The organism is Siccirubricoccus deserti (assembly GCF_014283215.1).
In the GTDB taxonomy this organism is placed as follows: domain Bacteria; phylum Pseudomonadota; class Alphaproteobacteria; order Acetobacterales; family Acetobacteraceae; genus Siccirubricoccus; species Siccirubricoccus deserti.
On record NZ_JACOMF010000053.1, the window covers coordinates 1 to 22,490 of the forward strand.

Here is a 22,490-nt window from a genome sequence, read left to right on the forward strand (position 1 = left end):
ACCACTGCGAGGCGTGGTCACCTCCGTGGTCCAGCACCATCCGTACCGCTCGCTGCCGCACCTCAGGCGAAAACCGGTTCGACGTCTTCTTCGTCATGGCTCCAACCTCTCAAGGTTTGAAGCCTCCGGCAAACCCGGGGCGGTTCAGTTCGGGCCCTTGGCCATGGGTCTCTCAAGCGGCTAAATACTGCTTCTAGGGGCAAAAAACCTAGACCAGATGTCCGCCTGACGACCCGTCTCAGCGTCCGTCCGCGAATATTTTCATGCTTGGCAGAGCCTTCGCATTATACGTCGGATGGAGGCGAGGCGGAGGACTACGAGCGCGGTGCGGCTGAGGTTCTCCTGGCAAGCCCCCATAGGTCGGCCGTGACGTGCTCCCCGCTTTCCTACCGCGGATTTGGATCCGTTCTCTGTTTGCCCCTGGTCGGGACCGTGGTGGATCGGGCTGAGGGCGCGGAGCCCTCGAGTAGCGCAGCGCCCTCGGCCCGATCCTTCGCGCGGGCGCTGTGTCTGCCGAACTCCTCCGGCGTCCGGCCGCCGAGGCTGCCGTGTCGCCGACCTGGTTGTAGTTCTCCCGCCAGGCCTCGATCAGCCGACGCGCCTCGGCCAGCGAGCCGAACACGTGCTCGTTCAGGCATTCGTCCCGCAGACGGCCGTTGAAGCTCTCCACGAACGCATTCTGCTGCGGTTTGCCAGGCGCGATGTAGTGCCATTCCACGCTGCGCTCCTCCGCCCAGCGCAGCACCGCCACCAAGGTCAACTCTGTGCCGTTGTCGCTGACGACCATCGCAGGCAGGCGCCGCCCGGCCACCAGCGCTCCAGCTCGCGCACCACCCGCGTGCCGCTGATCGAGGCGTCCACCACCGTCGCCAGCGCCTCGCGCGTGAAGTCGTCCACCACGCACAGCACCCGGAACCGCCGCCCATCGGCCAATGCATCGGTGACGCAGTCGAGGCTCCATCGTTGATCAGCACCGCCATCGGCGCCCGCGTGCCGAGCGCCCGCTTGCGCCCGCCACGCCGCCGCACCGACAGCCGCTCCTCGCGATACAGCCGCCAGAGGCGCTTCAGGTTCGGGAGGTGAAGCAGCCATATGGTTGCGGATGGCAAGATCGGCGGCTCTGCGCCCATATCGGTCATCAACCGGCCGCGGGCTCCAGCCTGAAAGCAGCCATGCGTATGAGCCTAGGACTCCCGCGCCGCTGCTTGGTTGCCCACCGCGGGACCTCGCCTGGGCCGGCGGACGACCCTAACTGTCGCGCTGCGTCCGCCGCCGCAGAAGAACCGCTCGCCAGCATCGGACTCAAGCCCCGTCACGCCTGCGCCGGATGGCATCTCGAGGCTCTCGAGGACCTCTCCCGTCCCGGGATCGATGCGCCGCAACTCGCTCTCATCGCCATCCAAGGTGCCGTGCCAAAGCTCGCCGTCGGTCCAGGTGACGCCGGTGACGAAGCGGTTGGATTCGACAGTGCGGAGGATCGCCCCGGTTTGGGGGTCGATCTGGTGAATCCTTCGCCCCCAGTATTGCCCCACCCAGAGCGCCCCTTCGGCCCAGGTGAGCCCCGCGTCGTCGCCGCCGCCACCGGGGGCCGGGATCGTGGCGAGCACTTGGCCGGTCTGCGGATCGATCTTTTGGATGCGATCCTTGGCGATCTGGAACAGGTGCCGGCCATCGAACGCCGTTCCCGCATCCGCGGCGACATCGATCGAGCGCGCCATCGTCCCGCTCGCCGGATCCAAGGCGTTCAGCCGCTCGCCGGACGCGAACCAGACGTGCCGGCCATCGAAGGTAACCCCATGCACACCATCGATCCCTGGTAGGGGTCCGTACTCGCGGAGGATCTCGGCCGGCGATCGCTTCATGCCACGACTTTAATCACTTGGCAGCGGTGCCGAGAGTAACAAGCCTGTCGTGAATCGCGGCATCGGCGGGACCAGCCAACGACGCGCCCGCCCATGGCCGAAGCACTGCGCCTTGCCGGTCGCCGCAAGCGCGTCGAGCGCGCGCTGCACGGTCCGCTGGCTGGCGCCAAGTGCGACCGCCAAGGACGAACTCGACCATGCCTCGCCGTCTCCGAGCAGGGCAAGCAATGCGGCATGCCGCTCCTCGGCAAGCCGCGCCAGCACGACGACCTCCGCTGCGTAGCGCGGCGCTAGAGCATAGCCCCGCCTGGTCGCGCTCACCCGAACCAGTGGGCGCAGCACCGCGCGAAGCCGCCCGGCCTCGACCCGCAACCGCGCGCGATGGGAGTCGTCGGCCTGCTTGCCGCCGAAGGCCAGAGCGATCAGCCGGTCCCGCGGCACATCCGCGGGCCAAGCCTCGCCGAGCGCGCGGGCGAGCGCGAACAGCACCGGACGCCGGGTGAAGGAGACCGCCGCCTGCGCATCGCGCACGAGGTGGCGACACGCGTCCACGACGAGCGACGGCGACGCCAGCAGCACCTCGACCTCGTCGAGCAGGAGCGGTCGCTCGGCGCCTCCGGCAATCAGCCGCGCTGCGGGCCGGTTCAACGCCAGGAATGCACTCTCGACCTCCGCCGCCAGCGCCGGGATGCCGGCCTGGCGCGCTGCCGCCGCCGCCCGGGTCAGCGCGGCGCGCGCCGCCCGAGCACGGAGGCGCCGCGCGGCGATCCCCGCCACCACCAGGTCATGGACGGCCCGCAGCGCGGCGGGCAAGGGCGAGGGGTCGAACTGGGCGAGCCTCATCTCCGCCTCGTCGAGGCGACCGATCAGCAGGAGGTGCCGGACCTCGAGGGTGCGCGCATGGGCGGCGTTCACCCAGTCGCCATGCGCTTCGAGGGTCGTCCGCGCCGCGTCCAGCGCCCGCGCCGGCCAGCGGAGATCGCGCGAGGCCAGCGCGATCTCGGCTTCGGCGACGCCGCACCGCGCGCGGGCCACGGCCTCCCTTGGGCCGAAACCGCGTGCCGCGCGCCGCAGGAGAGCTTTCGCACGGACAAAGTCGCCAAGCTGCGCCATCGCGATGCCCCGCAGCGCGAGCGCGGGCGGATCCTCGCGCAGCGCGACCCGCTGCAGCGCCCCAAGCGGATCCCCCGCCGCGAGCGCACGCCCCGCCGCCGTGATCAGCGAGTCCATCGGAATCCCGCCACACTTGTCACTCCCATCCGCCAATGCCCAGGTGCCAGCTTCGCCCCACCAAAGACAAGCGACCGCCAGCGACCCCGTCGCATCTTGGCCCGAAGGCCCGGCCGCTCGTCCGATTCGGAGGTTGCAACGGCGATGACCAACTCACCCGAGAACAACCAGGCAGGCGGACAGCCTGCCATGCACAGGCCACCTATTGTATCGCCGCGGGCCTGGGAGGCCGCGCGCCAGGCGCTGCTGGTGAAGGAGAAGGCGCAGACGCGGGCGCGGGACGCGCTGGCTGCCGAACGCCGGCGGATGCCCTGGATGGCAGTGGAGCAGACCTACGCCTTCGAGGGGCCGGCGGGCAAAATGAGCCTGCTCGACCTGTTCGAGGACCGGCGCCAGTTGATCCTCTACCGGGCCTTCTTCGAGCCGGGGGTGTTCGGCTGGCCCGAGCAGGCCTGCCGCGGCTGCTCCATGGTTGCCGATCAGGTCGCCCACCCCGCTCATCTGAACGCCCGCGACACCACCCTGGCCTTCGCCTCCCGCGCACCGCAGGCGGATATCGCGCGGTTGAAGGCGCGGATGGGCTGGACCATGCCCTGGTACACCATCACCGACGGTTTCGACGCCGATTTCGGCGTGGATCAATGGCATGGCCACAATGTTTTCTTCCGCGACGGCGCGCGGGTGTTCCGCACCTACTTCATCAACAACCGCGGCGATGAGGCGATGGGGTCCACCTGGAGCTATCTTGACGCGACGCCACTCGGCCGCCAGGAGACATGGGAAGATAGCCCGGCGGGCTATCCCCAGGATCCGCCCTACAAATGGTGGAATTGGCACGACAGATACACCGCCGAGGCACGACCCGATCCAAACTGGGTCAAGGTGTCGAATGCAGAGGAGGCCGCCTTCCGCAAGCTTGGCGCAGGCCCGAAGGCATGATCGGCGCCGGTCCCGCCCGCTCGGCCGGTGGCACGGCCTGCGGTGACGCGGGTGCTGCGGTCGCGCCCGGCTTGGCCGGATGGCTGTGCCTCGCGGCCACGCCCAGCTTCGCCGCCATGGCGCTACTGGCGGGCGTAACCGGCAGGAGTCCGATGGATGCTCTCTGCATAGCAGAGCATGGGTCCTCGCTGACCGGGATGGTCCCGATGTACCTGCTTATGAGTGCGTTCCATGCATCGCCATGGCTGCGGCTGATGCATAGCCGGTGATGCGCTTCAACCAGTCAGGATCGGTGAGTGTCCGTCGGGCCGAACCGTACGGACCAATGTTGCCGCAGGGTCGAAAGCGGCCGGACGTGGCCTACCGTCCAATGGCCGCTTCCTTGGACGCTAGCCGGAAAGCCGCCGTTCCGCTTCCTGCCAAACTACGCCGCTGGGAATGAACTCGGGCGGCCCGCTTCTATGTCGAGTTACGAGGGTGGAGCAGACATCCGGGTGCCGAGCCCTCTCCAGCCGCGAACCACCCCAAGCGGTGACCCGCCAGGGCCGTGGTATGAGAAGCCCTGACGATGTGGAAGCCGCGCGGGTGGAGGCCGCCGGCCTTCCTGCGCCATTCGGGGGATATGCGTGGGATGCCCGAAAACGACGACGCCCGGCTCGATGGCCGGGAGATCGTAAGCTCTTGTAATACGATGGAAAAATGGCGCGCCCGACGAGATTCGAACTCCTGACCCCGAGCTTCGTAGGTTGGCGATCAGGCCGTCCCAACGGCCGATATGAAGGGGTTCCGTGCTGTATCAGGGACTTTCAGGAAGCCGAGCCCAAGGCGGTTCCCCTTCATGCCCCATAAAACTCCACCGAAGCCCCGTGAGGCTGGCGTGGGGCGACCGGGCCTTGGCACAATGCCTCGACCGGTCAGCAATCGCCGCATGCCACTCCGGTTTTAGCGCTGAAGCGAATCCGGCGCGCATCGCCGGCGGCATCGTGGACAGCGTCACGCCGGCCTGGCCGCAGAAAGGAGGTCGGCAGGCTCCCCGGCCATCGTCGGCCGCCGCTGGCGTAGACCTCGCGCAGCGCCTCAGCGGCGCGCAGCGTCCCTGACGGCGATCAGTACCGGACCAGCGACAACAGGATCTCGACCGCGATCAGGGCCAGGATCGCGGCCTCCAGCAGTTCGGCTCGTGCGCCGGCGGCCTCGCCGTGCAGGGCCGTGTAGGTGTCCCGCACGATGGCGAGCTTGCGGTCCACCGCGGCGCTGACGGCAGGTACGCGGAACAACTCCATCGCCGCGGCATAGACCCGGGCGAGGTAGACGTCCTCGGTCACCTGCAGCGCGTTGTCCACCCGCTCGGCCAACTCGGTCACCTCGGCCACGAGGGCGTGAAGACGTCCTGCCAGGCGGGCATACCGGCGCGCCGCCAGAAGGTTGGTACGCCGCCGCGCCGCTTCGACCAGCGCGCGCATGCGCGGCAGCTCCTCGTCCAGCATCTCATCATAGGTGCGCATCTCCAGCAGCTGCGCGTTAGCCATCACCAGCACGTCGGCGACATCCGTCTCGCGTTGCGGCTCGAGGATGAAGGCGCGGTCCCAGGTGATCACCGCCAGGTCGTCCGGGTGGTAGGAGAAGCGCTGACGCAGCAGGTCGTTCCGGGCACCCGTCGAGAGCGGCCGCTCCTCGCCCGACAGCAGCGGGACGAGGTCTACGCGGGCCTGCAGCGCCTCCGCCGTCATCGGCTCGTCGAGGGCATTGACGACGGCGATCAGGTAATCCTCCTGCAGGGGCGCCGCGGTGGGCCGGTCCAGTGCTTCGCCAAGCAGGTCCCGGAGCTGCGCCAGTAGCCCGTCCCAGATACCGGTTTTGGCCGCTGGCCCGACCGCCTGATCCGTACGGTTCACCAGCGTGGTGAAATCGGTCCAGGTCTGGTCCTGCACCGGCAGCCGCAACGCCAGGGCGGCGATGCCGAAGTCGTAGAGGCGGACGCTGGCCGTCGCGGTCGTCGACCTGCCGCCAACCTGGAGTGAAACGGGGCCAAGTTCGAGCGCGAGCGGGGGAACGCCGAAGGACACCGCCTTCGGCAGCGTACCGGCCAGCCGGCTGCGCTCGCTCGCGCGTTCCGCGCGCTGTGCCCACAGCTCCTCGGCGCGCTTGAGGTCGATCTCGTAGGCCAGATCGAACAGTCGCAGCGCGACCACTTGCCCGGACAGCACCTTCAGCTCGGTTCCTGCCATGCCCAGCTCCTTGCGGTCCCTGGCCGCGGGTTCGTGGTATGCACGATTGCACGCTTGCACGCCAGAAACTCGCGCAGCTATGCTGTTCCGATCCTGGGCGGGATGCGCCCGCTCAGTGGCCAAGGATCGGAGGGGGTGTGCTCGTCCTGGGGTGCACGTCGCAGAAGGGTGGCGTGGCGAAATCGTCGTTGGCGCGGCTGCTGGCCCGCGAATTCGCTGCCAAAGGGCGACGCGTGCTGCTGGCCGATCTCGACCTGCTGCAGGCGACCTCGCTGGAATGGGCACGCCGTCGGGTCGAAGCCGGGTTGCGGCCGGACGTGCCGGTCGTGGGGTGTGAGAGTGTCAAGCACGCGCTGAAGCAGGCGCGTCAGGCCGATGTCGATTGCCTCGTGCTGGACGCCCGGGGCTTTGCCGACGCGCAGACGCTGAAGGTGGCATGGGCCGCCGAGGCGCTGCTGATCCCATCGGGTCTCGCGGTGGATGATCTGCTACCCGCCGTGCGGCTGGCGCATGAACTCACCCGCGCCGGAGTTCCGCGGGTGCAGATCGGCATGCGCTCTGCCGCACCGGCGACGCGGCGGGCGAGATCGCGGAGGCGGCACGCTACATCGGTGAGGCGGGCTACCACTGCCTCTCGACTGCCTGGCCGGAGCGGGCCGGCTACCGCCGGGCTCATGACGAAGGCCGCGTTGCCACCGAGGCGCGCCATCCGTCGCTGCAGGCCAAGGCCCGGGCCTTCGCGGCCAGCGCCGTGGCATTCATTGAGACGCGGGCAAGCCTGAAGAAGGAAGGAAGACATGCAAGCTCCCGGGAATAGCCGCCCTGCCGGAGAGGTGGCCAAGCCTCCTCAGAGGCGGGCCGTCCGCAAGGGTGCGCCTCCCCTACAGGACGACACGCTGGGTGCACTGGGCAAGGAGCCCGCGCCGCGCGTCAGGAAGGGCAAGGACAAGGAACCGCCTGTCAAGGCGCCGGCCAAGGAGCGGACGGAGCCGCTGAATTTCCGCGTCACCCCCGACTTTCGCCGCGCCTTCAAGCGCGCCGCAGCGGCGCAGGACTGCAAGAAGGTCGAGTTGCTCGAGCGCATCTTCGCGGAGTGGAGTGCGCGCAACCCGGCCTGACCACCCGGCGGCGGAGCGCGCCGGGCGAGCGGGTCCCGCAGGCCGATCAGAGCAGGTCGGCGACCGCGCCGTCGACCGCTGCTCGCCCCGAGGCCGGCGAGTCGGTGAAGAAGCCATCCACGCCGAGATCGATGAAGGCGCGGTACTCCTCCTCCGCCAGCCGCACCGAGCCGTCCGGATTCAGCGACTGGAACGGCTCCTCGTCGCGCAGCGTGTAGATGATCACCTCGAGCCCGGCCTCATGGGCATCGTCCAGCAGGTCCGTGACCTCGCCGGTGAGCTGGCGGGTGATGGTCGCGCGCCTATCGCCGTCACCGTCCACCGGCGAGACTGTGCGCACCGGCAGGATGTCATCCTTGTAGGGACCGATCCCCTCCGCATAGAGCGCCTTCATCGCGCGCAGCGCCGTCGGCGCGTAGAGGTCGCCGTTGGCCGCGCTTTCGGTGGTCAGCGGAACGTCGAAGCCGGCATAGGCATCGGGGTTGTTGCCACGGGCCGGATCGAGGTTGAAAGCGATGTCGTAGCCGCCTTCGTTCATGAGCTGCAGCAGCGGGATGTCGATGCCGGCGGCGGGCATGATCTCGCGCTGCAACTCGATCAGGTTGGCGAGCTCGAAGGACTGGATGATGACGCGTGACGGGTCGGTGAAATCATTCGCCACCAGCGTGTCCACCAGCAGCCGGCTGGTGTCCTGGCCGATCGGGGTACCGTCGAGCCCGCGGCCCTCGAACTCGAAATAGGTCGGATGCTTGGTCTCAGGCGCGATGCCGATCTTCCGGCCTGTCTCCACCTCCGCCTGCTTCACCAAGTCGATCACCTCGGCAAAGGTCGGGATCCGGTAAAGGTCGTCGTATGTGGTGTTATCCGGGCGGATCTCCGGGATCCGCTCACGGGCATAGAGCGTCTTGATCTCGGCGAGGGTGAAGTCCTCCGCCCACCAACCCTCGACCGGGACACCGTCGAGCATTTTGGTGGTCTGCCGGTCGGCGAATTCAGGCCGGTCGGCAACATCGGTTGTGCCGCCGATCTCCGGCTCGTGTCGGGCGATCAGGCGGCCGTCCTTCGTTACCACCAGGTCGGGCTCGATCACCTCCGCGCCTTGCTCGATGGCGAGACGGTAGGAGGCGAGGGTATGTTCCGGGCGCTCCGCGCTGGCGCCGCGATGGCCGATGACCACTGGCGGCTCGCCGTCCAAGGTAGCAAATCCGCGCGGTTCGTCGGGTGTAAGCGCGACATCGGACCAGACCAGACGGTGGTCGGAACTGGGGAAGCCACCCGGCAGCGAGGGATCGAAGCGGCCAACCAGCGGGAGGAGCGGATCGTCCGCCTGAGGCCAGAACACACCCGCGCCGCGCGGCGCGAGCCCGGCCTTGGAAGGCAGCACGTAGTCCGCGCGCAGGTTGCCCGGGGCGGCATCGGCGAAATCGGCCGTGTCGAAGGCCGGGTCGCCGAGATGCGCCGCATTGGCGCCGCCTTGCAGCGCTGCCTGTTCGGGCCCGCCGGCGCTGGCCGGCCGGAGCGAGGCGTCCACGGCACTGCTGTTCAGCAGTTGCAGGATCGCCTGATCGGTACTGTCGCCATCCTGCGGGTCGGCGTTCAGGTCGCCCAGCACGACGAACCGCTCGCCCACTGGCAGCCCGCCGTAGACGCCCTCATCATCATAGATGTAGCCGCCATGCCCCGGGGTAACGTAGTCCGCGACCAGGCGGATCTCGTCCGCGTTGCGCAGCCCATTCCGGTCCTCCGGCCCGTCGAAGGTTGGCGGCGTCGGGTGCAGGGCGAGGATATGCACGACCTCGCCTTCAACGAGAACCGGGATGTCCCAGAAGCTCTTCGACGGCAGTCGCAGCACGGCTAATTCCTCGGGCGAGTACCAGTCGCCGGTCGCTGGGGTCGCGGCATCATCCGGTAACCGCGCACCAGGCATGTCCTTCCAGAGGAAGGTCTGGAAGGTACGGACATGCTCCTCCAGGATCGGGAATTTCGAGAAGATTGCCATTCCATACTGGCCCGGGAACTCGCCAAAGCCGAGCGCATCGTCGCCATATCCGCGACCGCCAGGCGTGGTGACGACCTGCCCGTCATGATTCAGGTCGAAGCCGGAGGCGAGGCCGGTGTTCAAAGGTGCGACGAAGGCGTAGGGGTAGCCTGCGGCATCGGTCGGGCCGAGGCCAAGCGTGTCCTGCGGGAGGTCGAGATAGTTCAGCCGTAACAGCCCCGCCGCGGCTTCGTAGGGCGCGTAATCGAACTCGTTCATCAGCAGAATATCGGGTGCCGTCCGCTGCACGATCTCTGCAACAGCCTGCGCCTGCGCATCGCTCGGAGTGGCAAGGTCGGCAACCAATTGCCCCTCGGCTGCACGGTTGAGCGAGCTGTTGAAGGTGGCTGCACGAAAAGCGCCATCGGTGGTGGCCATGGACTTGGTCTCCTCAACGGCTCGTGCCGTGAGGAGAGCTTCGGGCCGCGCGCATGATCCTCGCCATGCCGACCAGATGAAGTTTCAGGCGCCGAGCATTCCTGTCCCGCAAGACACGTCAGATTCGTGACGTTGCCTTCCGTCTCGTCGCCAGCACCGCCGCAAGGGCTAGGCCAGCCAGGTACCAGGTCGAACTGTTTCATCTCGATTGTATACTGTCATCTGGCTGTGAAGGAAGGCCGCCCGCGGCACGGCTAAGCGTTCCGGCGCACCGCCACGCCTGGCGGCGCCAAACGCCGGGAAGAGATGCCGATGGCCGCCAGCACGCTTCAGATACTTCATGCCTCCGACTTCGAGGCCGGGCTCGCTGCACCCGACCGCGCGCCGCAATCGCTGCCATCGTGGACGTGCTGGAGGAGGAGGCGCCGGACAGCATCACCCTGTCCTCGGGTGACAACTTCATCCCCTCGCCCTTCCTCAATGCCGGCTCGGACCCCACCCTCTCGGCCGTGCTGCGCACCGCTTACGCCGAGCTGCTCGACGTGCCGGCGGAACAGCTCGCCGGTCTGGCCACCGACCTAGCGCGGGTGGACCTGGCGGTGCTGAGCGCCATCGGCGTGCAGGCCAGTGCCATCGGCAACCACGAATTCGACCTCGGCACCACCGTTCTGGCCAATGCCATGGACTTTGCCGCGCCAGCTGGCGCGGACGCCACGCAGGTCACGGCGATCGGGCCGCTCTTCCCCTATCTCTCGGCCAATCTCGACTTTTCCGGCGACGCCGCGCTGCGTGGCCTCTTTGCGGAGGAAAGGCGCGATGCCGCCACCTATGCCGCGACCGCGACGACGCTGGCTGACCCCGCGGGCATTGCCGCCGCCGCCTCGGCGAGCCGCATCGCGCCCTGGACCATCATCGAGGAGAACGGCGAGCGTATCGGCGTCATCGGCGTCACCACGCAGATCGTCACCGGGATCTCCTCGACCGGCGGCGTCCAGGTGAAGGACCCGGCGGGCGACGGCGCGATGGACAGCACGGCCGAACTCGCGGCCATCCTGCAGCCCTATGTGGACCAACTGACGGCGCAGGGCATTGAGAAGATCGTACTGACCAGCCATCTGCAGCAGTACCAGCTTGAGCTCGACTTGGCGACGAAGCTTTCAGGCGTCGACGTCATCATTGCTGGCGGAAGCCACGCGCTCTTCGCGGATGACGGTACGCCGCTGCGCGCCGGCGACACGCCCTCCGAGGGCTACCCAGTGTTCCGGACTGGCACCGATGGCAATCCGGTCGCCATCGTCAACACGCCGAGCGAGTACGCCTATGTCGGCCGCCTCGTCGTCGCCTTCGACGAGAATGGCGTGGTCATCCCGGCGGAGACCGACACGCCTGAGAGCCGTGCCTATGCCGCGACCGACGAGACGGTGGCGGAGCTCTGGGGCGCCGCCGACCCCTATGCTGCGGGCTCCCGCGGCGCGGTGGTGCGCGAGCTGACCGAGGCGGTGTCTGGTGTCATCGATGCCAAGGATGCCGAGGTCTACGGCTTCACCGAGGTCTACCTGGAAGGCCGCCGCGCCGCCGTGCGCGCGCAGGAGACCAACTTCGGCAACCTCACGGCCGACGCGAACCTGGAATTCGCGCGGACGGTGGACCCCAGCACGGCCATCAGCATCAAGAACGGCGGCGGCATCCGCGCCGAGATCGGCACCTACAGCCTGGATGCCGTGCCGGTGCCGCTGCCGCCGCAGGCCAATCCGGATGCCGGAAAACCGGAGGGTGGGATCAGCCGCCTGGATATTGAGAACGCGCTGCGCTTCAACAACGGCCTGTCCCTGGTGACGGTGACGGCGGAAGGCCTGAAGCAGGTGCTGGAGAACGCCGTCTCCGGCGTTGCGCCCAACGCCACGCCAGGCGCCTTTCCGCAGGTCTCGGGCATCGAGTTCTCCTTCGATCCCTCGCAGCCTGCGGGTAGCCGGGTGCAGAGCCTGGCGGTGGTGGACGAGGCAGGCACACCCACCGACGTACTCGTGCAGGACGGCGCGGTGGTGGGCGACGGTGCCCGCGAATTCCGGATGGTGACGCTGAACTTCCTGGCCGATGGCGGTGACGGCTACGCCCTGGATACGCTGGGCACGAACCGCGTGGATCTCTTCACCGGCACCGAGAGCAGCTTCACCACGGCGGGGCGGGAGCAGCGTGCCTTCGCCGAGTTTCTTGCGGTGAATTTCGGCACGCCCGACTTGGCCTTCGACGAGGCGGAGGTCGGGCCGGCGGAGGACGAGCGGGTGCAGAACCTGTCCGTCCGCGACGACACCGTGCTCGAGGACACGAATGACTGCGGCGGGCCGCAGGAGCCCGAAGGGCCCAAATTGGATGCAGCGTTGTTGACCTTCTTCGCGGAGATCGAGGAGGCCTTCGAGGAATTCGCCGGCCAGTTAGGTGTCAAGGCGCCGAACTTCTCCGCCATCCGCGATGTCGTCGAGGCGGGGCTGGCCGAGCTTGATCACCCCTGGGTCTGAGGCAGGCGCCCCCCCGTGGACGGAGCGATGACCACGCGGCCGGCAGCCCGCCGGTCGCAATTCCCGAGACATTCCGATTTCAACCAAGGTGACCCCAATGGCCACGACGGTCTTCGTCAACGAGATCCACTACGACAATACGGGCACCGATACCGGTGAGGCGATCGAGATCGCCGGGCCGGCCGGCACCGACCTCAGCGGCTGGTCTCTGGCGCTGTACAACGGCACCGGCGGCGCGGTGTACAACATGCGCGCGCTGTCCGGCACGATCCCGGACGCGGGCGCGGGCCTCGGCGTTCTCTCCTTCGACTATCCGTCGAACGGCATCCAGAACGGCGCGCCGGACGGCGTTGCCCTGGTGGACCCGGCCGGGACGGTGGTGCAGTTCCTGACCTATGAAGGATTTTTCACTGCGGTGGGCGGCCCCGCCGACGGGTTGCCCGGCACCGATATCGGTGTTGACGAGGCCGGCACGGAGCCGGTGGGCTTCTCGCTGCAACTCACCGGTAGCGGCACCGTGGCGGAGGATTTCACCTGGACCGGCCCGCTCGAAGCCAGCTTCGGCAGCCTGAATCTCGGCCAGGGCGGGGACGATTTGCCCCCGCCGCCTCCACCACCGCTTGCCACCATATCGGAGATCCAGGGCGCCGGGCACCGCTCGCCGCTTGAGGGCGAAACGGTGCGGACCTCCGGCATCGTCACCGCGCGGGACAGCAACGGGTTCTGGCTGCAGGATCCCACGGGCGATGGGGACGACGCGACCGCGGACGGCATTTTCGTCTTCACCGGCAACACGTTGCCGGATGAGGCGGTGATCGGCACGGAGTTGGCACTGACGGGGCGCGTGACGGAATTCCTGCCGGGCAACAATGCGAACAACCTGACCGTCACTGAGCTCACCGGGCCCACGGGGCTGGCGGTGCTGTCCACCGGCAACGCCCTGCCTGCGGCGGTGGTGCTGGGCGAGGAGGGACGGCTGCCGCCGACGCAGGTGATCGAGGATGACGGCTTTGCGAGCTTCGACCCGGCGACCGACGGGATCGACTTCTTCGAGAGCCTGGAAGGCATGCGCCTGGCCGTGCCGGAGGCCGTCGCAATCTCCGGCACCAACAGCTTCGGCGAGACCTGGGTGCTGGCCGACGGCGGGGCGGGAGCCGGCCCGCGCAACGCACGCGGCGGCATCACGCTGGTCCAGGGCGACGACAACCCCGAGCGCATTCAGGTGGACACCGACAGCGGCGTGCTGCCCGGCTTCAACCCGGCGGTCACCACCGGCGACGCGCTGCACGGCCTGGAAGGCGTGCTCTCCTACGATTTCGGCAATTACGAGCTGGTGCCGACAAGCGCCTTCGAGGTGACGCTTGGCGGCCTGCAGCCGGAGAGCACGGCGCTTGAGGCCGACCGCCGGCACCTGCTCGTGGCCGAGTACAACGTGGAGAACCTCGATCCCGGCGACGGTGCGCGAATCGGCACGCTGGCGGAGCAGATCGTGCTGAAACTGAACACGCCCGACATCCTGGCCCTGCAGGAGATTCAGGATGGCAATGGGACATTGAACGATGGGCTCACCGACGCCTCGGTGACCTATCAGGCACTTGCGGATGCCATCGTCTCGGCCGGTGGGCCGCGCTACGCCTTCGCCGACATCCCGCCAGCCGACGATACCTCCGGCGGCGAACCGGGGGGGAATATCCGCACTGGCTTCCTCTACGACCCCACGCGCGTCACGCTGCTGCCGGACAGCCTGCGGCAGGTGCTGGACAGCGACCTCTCGGACGGCGATGCCTTCGCCGACAGCCGCACCCCTCTGGTGGGCGACTTCCAGTTCGGCCGGGAGGTGGTGACGATCATCAACATCCACTCCTCCTCCAAAGGCGGTGGGACCAGCCTGTTCGGTGCGGTGCAACCGGCGGTCAACGGTTCGGAGGAGCAGCGCATTGCCCAGGCGGAGGAGATCAACGCCTTCGTGGATGGGCTGCTGGCGGAGGACAATCGCGCCAACATCCTGGTGGTCGGCGACGCCAATGAGTTTGCCTGGAACCCGAGCCAGCATGTGATGACCGGCGAGGCGGAAGGGCGCCGCGGCCAAGTGCTGTTCGACTTGGCCGCGGAGCAGGAGCCTCCGGAGGAGCGCTATACATACAACTTCGACGGCAATGCTCAGGCGTTGGACCATAGCTTGGTCTCGCGCGCGCTGCTCAACCGTGCAGAGTACGACACCGTGCACCTGAACAGCGAGTACCCGGATGCCGAGCGCGTATCCGACCACGATCCTTCGGTGATCCAGCTCTTCTTGCCGCCAGGCACCGATTGGCACGGGATGGGTGGCTGACCGGGTAGGTGATGTCGGCGCACCAGACCTGGTTCGGCCGGTCGATCACCAGATCCCGCAGCAGATTGGGGAAGATCCGGTGTTCAGGGATCGGCACCGTTGTCCGCGGTCGTTGGTAGATCGGTGCCAAGCCCATCTTCGCCATCAGCCGCCGGATACGCTTGCGGCCGACCACCTAGCCCTCGCGCCGCAGGTGCCGCGCCATCTGCCGCGCGCCGTACCAGGGCGTCTCCAGGAACTGCGCGTCGATCAGCCGCATCAACTCCAGGTTCAGCGCCGTCTCGCCCGCAGGCCGGTGGTAGAACCCCGACCGGCTGATCGAGACCAGCTGGCATTGCCGCGCCACCGACAGCGGCGGATGCTCCGGCTTGATCATTTGCCGTCGCCGCTCGAGGCTCACCGACCGGAGGCTTTCGCCAAAAAATCCCGCTCCACCAGCAACTGCCCGATCTTGGCGTGCAGCTTCTCGGTCTCCGCCTCGGCCGCCTTTGTGCTCTCCTGCGCCGCCGTCTTGAAATCCGCCGAGTATCGCGTCCGCTTGCCCGTCATCCGGGTCCGTCCTTCTCTCAGGTAAGCCGAGCTTAACCACTTGTCCGAAATCCAGGGACCACCTCAGGAGCGTGCTGGCCCCTGTGGTGCAACTGGTCATGGTCATGCTCCGTCCGTCGCTGAAGGGGCGGGTCGGCCGCCCACCTGCGGGCCCGGCCGACTGTCTTGGACTCGGCGGCGCGGACCGTGGCCGACCCCGCGAAGGAATGGCCTGCCCGGGGCTGTCGTCAGGGCGCATCCGCGCCCGGGACCCTGCAGGATGGGCGGTTGAGCCGGCGCGGTCTGCTGGGTCCTTGGGAATCGCGGAGTGACGGCAGGCGGTTTGTGGGACGGCAGGGTGCCGAAGCCGGAGGGTGGTGCAGCTTCATGGCGCTTGATCTCCTGCAATGGTGCGCTCGTCGGTCATTCCGCGGCAAGCATGAGGGTTCCGCCGTCCCGTCCCAGGAGGCAGGCCAGTACATCCGCCAGCCGCGCCACCTGCGCGGCGTCCTGCGCGCGCCAGGCGATGTGCATGTCCGGGCGTACCAGCACGCAGCCGGCCTCCCCGACCTCGCGCGCCACGCACCATTCGCCGAAGGGGTCCTCCAGGTCACGGCCCGGGCCGACGAGGAAGGCGTTGATGGCGATGCCGAGGCGTTCCGCAGCGGCACGCGCGGCGTCCACCCAGGCCTCGCCACCGATGCCGGTGAGCAGCGCGAAGCGACCCTTGCCGGCGAGGTCCAGCGTGGAGACTTGGCATCCCCGTTGGACCAGCCAAGCGTGCGGCAACCGCGCGCCCGGCCAAGTGGTCGGTTCGTAGTGGAGCTCGGGGTCGCGCCGCCATTCGGGCTCCGGCGAAGCATCACTCGCCACCGCAGAGGAGCGGTAGCGCTGGTTCATCTCCACCCCATGCGCATCGAATTCGTACTGCTTCGCGAGGATCGCCTGGCGGAGCTGGTCACGCTGCGCCGCAGCCTCGGGCGTCGCCGCCTTGCGCGCTTCCATGTTCGCACCCATGACCTCCGCGTCCTGCGTTCCCAGCAGGCCGAGCGCACCAAAGATCGGCCCGAATTCCTCGATGCTCCGATTGGCGCGCTCGACCACCTGCCGGCCGATTGGCACGCGCTCGGCGTCGTAGCTGTCGAGCAATGACGGATCGGCTTGGCCCTTCAGCACCATGGCCAGCTTCCAGCACAGGTTGTAGGCGTCCTGGATGGAGGTATTGGAGCCGAGGCCGTTGGAAGGCGGGTGGCGATGCACCGCGTCGCCCATACAGAAGACGCGCCCTTTGGAGTAGCGGGTGGCGTACATCCGGTTGACGGTCCAGAGCGCGGTCGAGCGGATGCGGACCGGGACGGTCGCGTCACCGATCAGTCGGTGGACGATCCGCGTGGCCTCCTCCGCGTCGACCTGCGGTGCAGGCCCATTGATGTCGTAGCCCCAGATGGCCATCCACTCGGTCCAGGGCCTGATCATCCGCACCACGCCCATGCCGATCCCGCCGATCGAGGAGCCGGGTTGCAGCACCCAGTAGAGGACGCTCGGGCGATGGGCGACGTAGCGAGAAAGGTCTGCCTCAAAGACGATGTTCATACTGCCCGCGATGCCCATCTGCCCCTCGAACGGCAGGCCGATGTCCTCCGCTACCTTGCTGCGCCCGCCATCGGCGCCGATCAGGTATTTCGCCCGAATCGGGTATTCGGTGCCGTCGAGGCGGTCGCGCACCCGGGCCGTCACGCCATGGGCATCCTGCTCCAGGGATAGGTACTCGATATCGAAGCGGAGCCGTGTGCCGCGGGCGGCGGCATTCCCGATGAGAAGCGGCTCCAGCAGGTTCTGCGGCAGGTCGCAGATCGCGGAAGGGCTGGCCATGGCATGCTCGGCGCGGCGGTCCGGGCGCGTGCCCCAGGCGCGGACGCGACCCAGTTCCTCGCCCGCGAGGCTGGTGCAGAACACCGTATTGCCCATGAGATCCTGCGACGTGGCGAGGGCCACGGCCTCCTGCTCCACGCCAAGATCGCGCAGAATCTCCATGGTGCGCTGGTTGGTGATATGGGCGCGCGGGGAGTCGGCCAGCCAGTGGTGTTTGGTGACCAGGATATTGCGCACGCCCTGGCTGCTCAGCATCAGCGCGGCCGAGCCGCCAGCGGGCCCACTGCCGACGATAAGCACATCGGTCTCGATCATCTTCGCCTCCCATCTGGCTTCGCGTCACCGTGACGGGCCTGCAGCGCTGGCCCATTCCCGGCTCCGCCGAGGACGAGGCGATCGTGCCAAGCCGGGCTTTCCGTAGCTATCGCCGGAGCTTTTCGGAGCTTTCCTGAGCTTTCCGGGGCCTTCCGCGTCACCGTCCCGGCGGGGGAGGGTCAATCCGGGACGCCGGCCTTAGCGAGCCCCTCGACGAATACACTGCCATGCGCGAAGCCAGCCATCCGCTGGCGGAGCGCGCCTAGGCGGAGGGGTGGCGCAATCCTGTTCCGCGCCGCGATGAAATCCGCTGCCTCCTCGGTGAGCCCAAGATGGCCGCAGCAACTGATCAGGGTGTGCAGGTGCCCCGGGTTCTCCGCGAAAGCCGCGACCGAAGCGCGCAAGAAGGGAAGCGCCTCAGTGAAGCGCCGTGCGCCGAGCAGGGCGAGGCCGTGGAAGGAGGTGTAGAGGCCGGAGAAGCTGTCGATTGGGCTCATCCGCAGGGCCGCGCCTGTCTCCGCGATCGCCTCCTCGCTGCGGCCCGCCGCGAGCAAAACCCATCCGTAGGTCGCCCGCCCCAGTGCGAAGCTCGGGTTGAGTTCGATCGCCGCCCGCGCCTCGACCAGCGCCCGCTCGTGCCGCCTTCGCTCGCTAAGGCAGAGCCCGAGCGTCATCCGTGCCCAGGGCTCGGCGGGGCCGAGTGCGACCGCCTCCTCGGCGTGCCGGGCCGCCTGGGTAAAGCCCGCATCGCGGTCCAGACACCATTGACACTGCGCCGCCCACCAGACGGCCCAGCCTAGCACCGCGTGGGCCCGTGCGTAGCCCGGTTCGATCCCGATGGCACGCGCGAGCAGGGCACGCGCCTCCTCGTTCTGCTGGCGTCCGACTTGGTGGAGCAATCCCAGCGCGCGGACGACTAGGCCCCAGGCGTCGATGCTCTCCGGCGCCCGCCGTGCGGCGCGCGCACCCTCCTCGGCGTAGAGGTGGGGCTCGATCGCGGCGACGGCGCTGCGGGTGATTTCGTCCTGCACGGCGAAGATGTCGCCCAAGTCGCGGTCGTAGCGCTCGGCCCAGATGTGCCTGGCAGCATCCGCTTCCACGAGCTGGGCGGTGACGCGGATGCGGCCGGCTGCGGTCCTGACGCTGCCCTCCAGGACGTAGCGGACGCCAAGCTCGCGCGCGACTTGGCGCACGTCCACCGCACGTCCCTTGTAGGCGAAGGTGGAGTTGCGGGCGATGACGAGGAGCCATCGAAGGCGGGAGAGTTCGGTGGTGAGGTCCTCGGTGATGCCGTCCGCCAGGAAGTCCTGCGCCGGGTCGCTGCCCATGTTTGCGAAGGGCAGGACGGCGATTGAAGGCATGTCAGGCGGCGCCGTGACCGATTCAGGGCTGGCGCCCTCGTGCCGGACCGACGCCGAGCGGAGCGACAGCCCGGTCTGGGCCTCTACGATGGCCAGCGTGCGATCGGAGAACAGGCCGACAAGTAGCTTGTCCACCGTGGACTTGCCGAGTTTAGTCCGGAAGGCGAATTGCTCCCGGGACAGCCTCTCCCGAGCGATGTGGTCCCGAATCAGGCCGGCCACCCGCTTCCGATCGTTCATTTCCTTCCCTCCGGCGTCCCACAGGGTGCAACTCTGCCCGATATCGGGCATTGCATGCACCCTCGGGACGGGGGCGGAGCAGTTCCCGCTCGCAGCCGTCGGCCCCTGGCGCAGCACATAACTGCCAGATATGGCACTGGCGCTGGAAGCCAGACGGCCAGGTCTCTCCAGGTTCAGCAACTTGTGCACAGCGGAGAGAAAGTCGGCCACTGGAGCGGCGGCGTGATGCTGCTGCGGGCAGGCATTGTCACGTTGATTGGTGATTGAGCGAGGCTGAGCACGCGATCGAACTCGCGCGTCCTCACGTGGCGATGTGGGCGCAGGTCTCCTGTTGCCAGATCTCAAAGGCCTTGGTGCGAGCACGACGGTGCTGGTCTGTGCTCATCAGGTGGCGCCGTGGACGGAAGTGGTTATAGATGAATGCATGCGCCGAGAGGAACCGCTGCGCCTGCTCCGTTGCCTTGAAGCGCTGCATTTGCCTCTCGCGCCTACGCGTTGGCCTGTGGGAGTTCTCCGCTCGGTTGTTCAGGTAGCGGCTGGTCCGGTGCTGCACACCCGGCAGGACCTCCCACTTTGCCACACCGTAGCTACGCAGGCGATCGGTGACCAAGCGCCGCGGCTTGTACCGCAACCATGCAGCAGCCGCTTGAAGAAGCGCTTGGCCGCAGTGACGTTCCGGCGGCCTTGACCAGAATGTCGAGCACGACCCCATGCTGGTCGACGGCGCGCCAGAGGTAATGCAGTGTGCCACCGATGCGCAGGAACACCTCGTCGAGGTGCCAGGTGTCGCCCGGTCTCGGCCTCCGGCGCCGCAGCCTGGACGCGAAGTCGTGGCCGAACTTCAGGCACCATCGCCGGATGCTCTCGTGTGCGACCGTGATGCCCCCGCTCGGCGAGGATCAACTCGACATCGCGCAGGCTGAGGCTGAAGACGTGGTACAGCCACACGGCATGGTGGATGATCTCGGCCGCGAAGCGATGGCCAGGATAGGTCGTGGGCTCGGGCATCACCGTCCCAGCTTCGCCTGGCCGGCCCCTTCAGACCACCAGCCTTCAACGTGACAATGCCCAGGCAGATCCAGCGATGGTGAAGGCGTTGGCCAGAACCCATCGGTGGAAGCGATTGCCGCGAGAGCGGGCGCTATTCCTCCTCAGCGAAATGGCCAAGGCCGAGAAGATCGGTAGAGGCTTCCGCGGCAACGTGCTGCGCCTGACGCTGCTGGCGCTCGACATCGTCGAGGCGATTCTGGATGGGCGACAGCCATCTCACCTGGAGCTACCAGCGCTGCTCCAGTCCGTGCCCAGCATGTAGGACGAGCAGCGCTCTACAATCACAGGGTCGGCGGTCATGCCGCCGTGATCGCCTCTCTATGGTTTGGGCCGCACTGGACATGGTGTTGTCCTTGCCCCCGGCTGCATCTGGATTAGAAGGCCTATCGCTCAACAGGGAACCATGATGCGCAAGCTGATCGCGCCGCTCCTCGCGATGTTCGGGACGGGGCTGGCGGCCTGCGACGACCCACCGAAGGACAGGCCTGGCCCCGAGCCCGCCCTCTCCATCGCGCGCCAAGCCGCGGAGGCGCAGGTGCGAGCCCGACTGCGTATGGTGGGCGAGATGCAGATGCGCGCTTTGCAGGCTTGGCGCCAGCAGGTGCCGAACACCGTCGCGGTTTGCGGGCAGGTCAACCCGACCGGTAAGACCAATGACCCCTTCATTCCTTGGGTCGCGGTGGTGACACTGAAGGAGGAAAGGGCTGAGCGGACGGATCTCGTAATTGGCATGTCTAATTCGGAGGCAAGCCGCGTCATTGTCGAGATGCTCGACCGTTGCTTCGAGGGTGGCGGCCCGCCTAGAGGTCGCCCGCAGGCGCGCGCCTTGCCGCCGTTACCGCTCGACTCTGCACTGGCCCCGAAACCCGAGGCACCTCCGATCACTACACCGGCTCCGGGCGTAGCCAGCTCACCGATGCCAGCGCCGCCAGCGTCGCCCCCACCTGCCGCGGCTGCCGGGCGAATGGTGATCACCACGGCAGCCCATCCCGTCAACATCCGCAGCCAGCCGGGCGGCGGCGGGGCGGTGGTGCGCATTGTCCCGCGTGCCTCCACCCTGCGCGTCTTCAGCGAAGCGCCGGGCGGCTGGCTGCAGGTGGGCGAAGATCAGCCTTTCGGCTGGGTGCACGGGTCAATGCTGGACCCGTAGGAAAGCGCCCGGGCAAGGGGAAGGTCTAAGAGCGTCTAACAAAACTTGCTTTCATGCGTTACTGGGGGCATGGCGAAGCCCCTGGTTCCTGATGATCTCTGGGCGATGCTGGAGCCGCTGCTGCCGCCCGCACGGCCGAAGCCGAAGGGCTGTCGGCCACCGGTGCCGGACCGTGCGGCACTGACCGGCATCATCTTTGTCCTCAAGACGGGCATCCAGTGGGAGGACCTGCCCGCCGAGATGGGCTGCGGGTCGGGCATAACCTGCTGGCGGCGGTTGAGGCCTACGCCGCGGCGCTCGGTCAGGTCATGATCCCACCGGCAGTCGATCTCGGAGTGGATCAGTCCAAGCCGCTGAGCGGCGGTGAGACCTGCGACCCGGGCTACCTGCTCGGTTGGTTCCGGCATGGCATGCTGTCCGACGCACCGAGCCCGGACCATCCGGCACTCAGCGGCCTGACCAGCGTGTGGCAGATCGCCCCCGTGCTGGCGTTCATCGACCTGCCCGCGACCGATACGCTGCAGACCTGCGCAGCAGGGTTCCGCAAGGTCCTGCACCGCCTCGCGCAGGGCGACGCTGCGCTCGATTCCCTGCCGAAGTGGGAGCGCTGGCCGCATCGCCTTCGCCATCCGCTTGCATGGACGTTCCCGCGGGGGCGCGGCCCCGTCACGCAGGCGGACATTACGCGCTTCGCCGCGGGCTTCCCCCTGTTCGCGAGGTGGCTGAACGTTGTGCTGGGGCCCCGCTTAGCCAAACCGGAAGGGGCCGCGGCGGCGAGCGCCAATGCGGTGGCCACGTCCGCGCTGGGGATTCCGGTCGACATGCGCATCGGTAGCCTGGTTTCACCGTCCGCCGTGAGTGACGCGATATGCCTCGCAGCGGGCTCCGACGGTTACTCTCCGGGGGGGAGAAGGGCGGAGCGCCTCGCCCGGTTCGTTGAACACTAGGTACCGCGGGTTGGCATCCGGGGCCCGGGCGAGTGGTGGTCCGATGGGCTTTTCGGCGCGGCCTGGTCCTGTGATGTGGACGCCGCCCTGAACCAGCCGGCCGCATGGTCTCGCACTAGGACTCGCGGTTTCAAGCTGTTCCCGGAGAATGAGGGATAGGGTTCGGCCGTCGCCATCATCGCGCTGGTTCGGGACCAGGGCACCCGGCAGGACACCCATCACGGGGCCGCTGCCGGCTCACGGCGGTGGTGAACGCCTGAGTGTCCGTCCGGGGACAGGTGCTATGATTTGAATGGGTTGTGACTGGCCTGTGGGCGGCCGGGGCGGGAAGAACTGCGGCGATGTGGACGCAGGAGAACCGGGCTCGGTACGACCGCAGCAAGCTG

Annotated in this window: 14 protein-coding genes and 4 pseudogenes; 9 read left to right on the plus strand and 9 right to left on the minus strand. The window is 67.9% G+C overall.

All coding sequences use genetic code 11. The features are described 5' to 3' along the window. Nucleotides 1-386 precede the first annotated feature (386 nt). The 3 genes and pseudogenes from H7965_RS24190 to H7965_RS24200 form a co-directional block, all read right to left on the minus strand. Nucleotides 387-1,073 (minus strand): annotated as a pseudogene (locus H7965_RS24190) (IS3 family transposase); the annotation flags it as partial. Between the two features lie 111 nt (nucleotides 1,074-1,184). Continuing rightward, nucleotides 1,185-1,862, minus strand: a complete 678-nt coding sequence (locus tag H7965_RS24195) for a Vgb family protein (RefSeq protein ID WP_186773144.1) — start codon at nucleotides 1,860-1,862, stop codon at nucleotides 1,185-1,187. Between the two features lie 9 nt (nucleotides 1,863-1,871). Further along, nucleotides 1,872-3,092 carry a helix-turn-helix domain-containing protein gene (locus tag H7965_RS24200; RefSeq protein ID WP_186773145.1) on the minus strand — a complete coding sequence of 407 codons (1,221 nt, stop codon included), beginning with the start codon at nucleotides 3,090-3,092 and terminating at the stop codon, nucleotides 1,872-1,874. A gap of 189 nt (nucleotides 3,093-3,281) precedes the next feature. On the opposite strand from H7965_RS24200, the gene H7965_RS24205 reads away from it, so the two are divergent. Then, the gene (locus H7965_RS24205) at nucleotides 3,282-4,031 is read left to right on the plus strand and encodes a DUF899 domain-containing protein (protein WP_222440786.1); all 750 of its coding nucleotides are present in this window, start codon (nucleotides 3,282-3,284) and stop codon (nucleotides 4,029-4,031) included. Between the two features lie 1,106 nt (nucleotides 4,032-5,137). On the opposite strand, the gene H7965_RS24210 is transcribed toward H7965_RS24205, so the two are convergent. Continuing rightward, the gene (locus tag H7965_RS24210) at nucleotides 5,138-6,259 is read right to left on the minus strand and encodes a hypothetical protein (RefSeq protein ID WP_186773147.1); all 1,122 of its coding nucleotides are present in this window, start codon (nucleotides 6,257-6,259) and stop codon (nucleotides 5,138-5,140) included. A 137-nt stretch (nucleotides 6,260-6,396) separates the two neighbouring features. Between H7965_RS24210 and H7965_RS24215 the strand changes: the two genes are divergently transcribed. Both H7965_RS24215 and H7965_RS24220 read left to right on the plus strand, forming a co-directional pair. Next, nucleotides 6,397-7,041, plus strand: coding sequence for a nucleotide-binding protein (locus H7965_RS24215; RefSeq protein ID WP_186773148.1), 645 nt, complete (start codon nucleotides 6,397-6,399; stop codon nucleotides 7,039-7,041). Nucleotides 7,042-7,056: 15 nt separating this feature from the next. After that, nucleotides 7,057-7,377, plus strand: a complete 321-nt coding sequence (locus tag H7965_RS24220; protein WP_186773158.1) for a hypothetical protein — start codon at nucleotides 7,057-7,059, stop codon at nucleotides 7,375-7,377. A 46-nt stretch (nucleotides 7,378-7,423) separates the two neighbouring features. On the opposite strand, the gene H7965_RS24225 is transcribed toward H7965_RS24220, so the two are convergent. Next, nucleotides 7,424-9,793: a glycerophosphodiester phosphodiesterase family protein gene (locus H7965_RS24225; protein WP_186773149.1), complete on the minus strand. Its 2,370-nt coding sequence runs from the start codon at nucleotides 9,791-9,793 to the stop codon at nucleotides 7,424-7,426. Nucleotides 9,794-10,194: 401 nt separating this feature from the next. Here H7965_RS24225 and H7965_RS24230 point away from each other — a divergent pair, with 401 nt between their 5' ends. Together H7965_RS24230 and H7965_RS24235 are read left to right on the plus strand one after the other, a co-directional pair. Further along, nucleotides 10,195-12,309, plus strand: coding sequence for a bifunctional metallophosphatase/5'-nucleotidase (locus H7965_RS24230; protein ID WP_186773150.1), 2,115 nt, complete (start codon nucleotides 10,195-10,197; stop codon nucleotides 12,307-12,309). A 97-nt stretch (nucleotides 12,310-12,406) separates the two neighbouring features. Further along, on the plus strand, nucleotides 12,407-14,641 hold the full coding sequence (locus H7965_RS24235) for an endonuclease/exonuclease/phosphatase family protein (RefSeq protein WP_186773151.1): 2,235 nt from the start codon (nucleotides 12,407-12,409) through the stop codon (nucleotides 14,639-14,641). Between the two features lie 4 nt (nucleotides 14,642-14,645). On the opposite strand, the pseudogene H7965_RS31255 reads toward H7965_RS24235, so the two are convergent. The 4 genes and pseudogenes from H7965_RS31255 to H7965_RS24260 all read right to left on the minus strand — a co-directional run. Further along, nucleotides 14,646-15,190: pseudogene (locus tag H7965_RS31255) on the minus strand (IS3 family transposase); the annotation flags it as partial. Between the two features lie 402 nt (nucleotides 15,191-15,592). Next, on the minus strand, nucleotides 15,593-17,356 hold the full coding sequence (locus H7965_RS24250; RefSeq protein WP_186773154.1) for an FAD-dependent oxidoreductase: 1,764 nt from the start codon (nucleotides 17,354-17,356) through the stop codon (nucleotides 15,593-15,595). Between the two features lie 179 nt (nucleotides 17,357-17,535). Further along, on the minus strand, nucleotides 17,536-19,008 hold the full coding sequence (locus H7965_RS24255; protein ID WP_229682770.1) for a tetratricopeptide repeat protein: 1,473 nt from the start codon (nucleotides 19,006-19,008) through the stop codon (nucleotides 17,536-17,538). A 250-nt stretch (nucleotides 19,009-19,258) separates the two neighbouring features. After that, nucleotides 19,259-19,965: pseudogene (locus H7965_RS24260) on the minus strand (IS6 family transposase). Here H7965_RS24260 and H7965_RS24265 point away from each other — a divergent pair. From H7965_RS24265 to H7965_RS24280, 4 genes and pseudogenes are all read left to right on the plus strand, one after another. Beyond that, on the plus strand, nucleotides 19,952-20,269 hold the full coding sequence (locus tag H7965_RS24265; protein WP_186773159.1) for a hypothetical protein: 318 nt from the start codon (nucleotides 19,952-19,954) through the stop codon (nucleotides 20,267-20,269). The pseudogene H7965_RS24260 and the gene H7965_RS24265 sit on opposite strands and share 14 nt — an antisense overlap. Before the next feature lie 144 nt (nucleotides 20,270-20,413). Then, nucleotides 20,414-21,157, plus strand: coding sequence for an SH3 domain-containing protein (locus H7965_RS24270; RefSeq protein ID WP_186773155.1), 744 nt, complete (start codon nucleotides 20,414-20,416; stop codon nucleotides 21,155-21,157). Nucleotides 21,158-21,226: 69 nt separating this feature from the next. After that, nucleotides 21,227-21,439 (plus strand): annotated as a pseudogene (locus tag H7965_RS24275) (transposase); the annotation flags it as partial. A gap of 53 nt (nucleotides 21,440-21,492) precedes the next feature. Next, nucleotides 21,493-22,104: a hypothetical protein gene (locus H7965_RS24280; RefSeq protein WP_186773156.1), complete on the plus strand. Its 612-nt coding sequence runs from the start codon at nucleotides 21,493-21,495 to the stop codon at nucleotides 22,102-22,104. The last annotated feature ends 386 nt before the right edge of the window (nucleotides 22,105-22,490 follow it).

What these genes read in the sequence shown, in the direction of transcription:
- H7965_RS24195 (WP_186773144.1), bottom strand. Translation starts at nt 1,862, where the DNA reads ATGAAGCGATCGCCGGCCGAGATCCTCCGCGAGTACGGACCCCTACCA.
- H7965_RS24200 (WP_186773145.1), bottom strand. Translation starts at nt 3,092, where the DNA reads ATGGACTCGCTGATCACGGCGGCGGGGCGTGCGCTCGCGGCGGGGGAT.
- H7965_RS24205 (WP_222440786.1), top strand. Translation starts at nt 3,282, where the DNA reads ATGCACAGGCCACCTATTGTATCGCCGCGGGCCTGGGAGGCCGCGCGC.
- H7965_RS24210 (WP_186773147.1), bottom strand. Translation starts at nt 6,259, where the DNA reads ATGGCAGGAACCGAGCTGAAGGTGCTGTCCGGGCAAGTGGTCGCGCTG.
- H7965_RS24220 (WP_186773158.1), top strand. Translation starts at nt 7,057, where the DNA reads ATGCAAGCTCCCGGGAATAGCCGCCCTGCCGGAGAGGTGGCCAAGCCT.
- H7965_RS24225 (WP_186773149.1), bottom strand. Translation starts at nt 9,793, where the DNA reads ATGGCCACCACCGATGGCGCTTTTCGTGCAGCCACCTTCAACAGCTCG.
- H7965_RS24235 (WP_186773151.1), top strand. Translation starts at nt 12,407, where the DNA reads ATGGCCACGACGGTCTTCGTCAACGAGATCCACTACGACAATACGGGC.
- H7965_RS24250 (WP_186773154.1), bottom strand. Translation starts at nt 17,356, where the DNA reads ATGATCGAGACCGATGTGCTTATCGTCGGCAGTGGGCCCGCTGGCGGC.
- H7965_RS24255 (WP_229682770.1), bottom strand. Translation starts at nt 19,008, where the DNA reads ATGCCCGATATCGGGCAGAGTTGCACCCTGTGGGACGCCGGAGGGAAG.
- H7965_RS24270 (WP_186773155.1), top strand. Translation starts at nt 20,414, where the DNA reads ATGCGCAAGCTGATCGCGCCGCTCCTCGCGATGTTCGGGACGGGGCTG.